The sequence below is a fragment of the Oleiphilus sp. HI0128 genome (genome assembly GCF_001635365.1).
Genome location: NZ_LWGG01001249.1, coordinates 1 through 752, shown reverse-complemented (window position 1 = coordinate 752; position 752 = coordinate 1). Strand labels below are relative to the sequence as shown.

General features: G+C 45.1%; 1 protein-coding gene. It reads right to left on the bottom strand.

Annotated elements, in window-relative coordinates:
• The coding region (locus A3763_RS21145; protein WP_068760464.1) for an ABC transporter permease at positions 1-679 on the bottom strand (679 nt) is incomplete at its 3' end.
• Positions 680-752 lie beyond the last annotated feature (73 nt).

Sequence of the window (752 nt, the reverse complement as noted above, 5' to 3'; positions counted from 1 at the left end):
TTCCAGGTAGCGAGACCAGACCGACGGCGAACATTGCATTGATATTTGGAATCATTGCCGTGTTGAAAGCCGTATTCCGTGCAGTTTCGTAAACATGGCCACTACGAAGTTCAGCCTGTAAACGTTCGCCAGCCAAACTAATGCTGGTCATTGAGGTTGCAAAAATCATCCCGGCTAGTGGAATCATATAACGTGGCAAGTACCAAGGGTCTAGCTGTAACACTAGCTGTGTGACCAGAGCAAGCATTAAACCGCCACCAATAAATACCGCAATCAGCGCTTTACTGAATAACTGAAAGCGTCCCTTTGTTGATAGTGCGTTGTTGCCAGTGCTATCTGACAGCGTGTTTAGAGATATCCAGCTCGATGCCAGCATCATCACTGATAGAACAGCCAAGGTGAGCAAGCTGCTTTCTGATTCGAAGATCATGATCAGCGCGTAGCCAATTAATAGCAGCTGGAGTAGCATGCGGATGATTGAGTAACAGGCTTTTCCGTATGCCAGCCCCCAATATCGCATTAGAGCAATCACAAAGAAAGTAGGGATAAAAGCGATGAGCAAGCGTTCAAAGGGAATGATTTCAATAGTCATCGGAAACTCGAAGTGATTGAAAGGACGGCGCGTATCATAACATGGAGCAGAGTAAAGCGATGGCACTTCAAGAATGATCTGGGTCATACAAAACCTGAAGAATACTCATAAAATGGTAAATAATACGGCGAAAAGTGGTATCTCCTGTTAAGCTTGAAAG